This is a genomic window from Amycolatopsis jejuensis (assembly GCF_000717335.1).
Taxonomy (GTDB): Bacteria; Actinomycetota; Actinomycetes; order Mycobacteriales; family Pseudonocardiaceae; genus Amycolatopsis; species Amycolatopsis jejuensis.
In genome coordinates, this window is the sequence record NZ_JNYZ01000077.1 from 1 (window position 1) to 2,081 (window position 2,081).

2 rRNA genes are annotated in these 2,081 nt (G+C 57.3%); both read right to left on the reverse strand.

Annotation, left to right across the window (positions count from 1 at the left end):
• A 23S ribosomal RNA gene (locus tag OO71_RS45755) occupies positions 1-277 on the reverse strand; the annotation flags it as partial.
• Between the two features lie 280 nt (positions 278-557).
• Positions 558-2,079, reverse strand: a 16S ribosomal RNA gene (locus tag OO71_RS45760).
• Positions 2,080-2,081: the final 2 nt, after the last annotated feature.

Below are 2,081 nucleotides of genomic sequence, written 5' to 3' on the forward strand. Positions count from 1 at the left end.
GGTTTAGCCTCTTCCGCTTTCGCTCGCCACTACTCACGGAATCACGGTTGTTTTCTCTTCCTACGGGTACTGAGATGTTTCACTTCCCCGCGTTCCCTCCACGCACCCTATATATTCAGGTACGGGTAACACCACATCACTGGTGCTGGGTTTCCCCATTCGGAAATCCTCGGATCACAGCTCGGTTGACAGCTCCCCGAGGCATATCGCAGCCTCCCACGTCCTTCATCGGCTCCTGAAGCCAAGACATCCACCATGTGCCCTTAACAACTTGACCACAAAGATGCTCGCATCCACTCTACAGTTCTCAAACACCACACCAGAAACAACGTGTGTTGCCTCAGGACCCAACAGCGCGCCAGCAAACAACCCATCCCCCGGACTCCGACTCTCCGTTCCACGACCGCACGCGATCAGTACTAGAAATAGTCATTACCCACCAGAACAGGCCTTAACCAGTAGTTCCACAATTCCTTGAGCAAGCCCGGCAACACCACACGCGGGTGTTAAACCGTGCCCACTCCCGGTCTGTGACCGGGATGTGTTGTGCTCCTTAGAAAGGAGGTGATCCAGCCGCACCTTCCGGTACGGCTACCTTGTTACGACTTCGTCCCAATCGCCAGTCCCACCTTCGACCACTCCCTCCCCTTACGGGGTTGGGCCATGGGCTTCGGGTGTTACCGACTTTCATGACGTGACGGGCGGTGTGTACAAGGCCCGGGAACGTATTCACCGCAGCGTTGCTGATCTGCGATTACTAGCGACTCCGACTTCACGCAGTCGAGTTGCAGACTGCGATCCGAACTGAGACCGGCTTTAAGGGATTCGCTCCACCTCACGATATCGCAGCCCTCTGTACCAGCCATTGTAGCATGTGTGAAGCCCTGGACATAAGGGGCATGATGACTTGACGTCATCCCCACCTTCCTCCGAGTTGACCCCGGCAGTCTCCCACGAGTCCCCGCCATGACGCGCTGGCAACGTAGGATAAGGGTTGCGCTCGTTGCGGGACTTAACCCAACATCTCACGACACGAGCTGACGACAGCCATGCACCACCTGTACACCAACCACAAGGGAAGCCCCATCTCTGGAGATGTCTGGCGCATGTCAAGCCCAGGTAAGGTTCTTCGCGTTGCATCGAATTAATCCACATGCTCCGCCGCTTGTGCGGGCCCCCGTCAATTCCTTTGAGTTTTAGCCTTGCGGCCGTACTCCCCAGGCGGGGCGCTTAATGCGTTAGCTACGGCACGGACAACGTGGAATGTCGCCCACACCTAGCGCCCAACGTTTACAGCGTGGACTACCAGGGTATCTAATCCTGTTCGCTCCCCACGCTTTCGCTCCTCAGCGTCAGTATCGGCCCAGAGACCCGCCTTCGCCACCGGTGTTCCTCCTGATATCTGCGCATTTCACCGCTACACCAGGAATTCCAGTCTCCCCTACCGAACTCAAGTCTGCCCGTATCGACCGCACGCTGAAGGTTAAGCCTCCAGATTTCACGGCCGACGCGACAAACCGCCTACGAGCTCTTTACGCCCAATAATTCCGGACAACGCTCGCACCCTACGTATTACCGCGGCTGCTGGCACGTAGTTAGCCGGTGCTTCTTATCCAGGTACCGTCACTCTCGCTTCGTCCCTGGCGAAAGAGGTTTACAACCCGAAGGCCGTCATCCCCCACGCGGCGTCGCTGCATCAGGCTTGCGCCCATTGTGCAATATTCCCCACTGCTGCCTCCCGTAGGAGTCTGGGCCGTGTCTCAGTCCCAGTGTGGCCGGTCACCCTCTCAGGCCGGCTACCCGTCGTCGCCTTGGTAGGCCATTACCCCACCAACAAGCTGATAGGCCGCGGGCACATCCCATACCGCCAGAACTTTCCACCACAACGGATGCCCGTCATGGTCATATCCGGTATTAGACCCAGTTTCCCAGGCTTATCCCAAAGTATGAGGCAGATTACCCACGTGTTACTCACCCGTTCGCCACTCATCCACCACCGAAGCGGTTTCAGCGTTCGACTTGCATGTGTTAAGCACGCCGCCAGCGTTCGTCCTGAGCCAGGATCAAACTCTCCAACAATG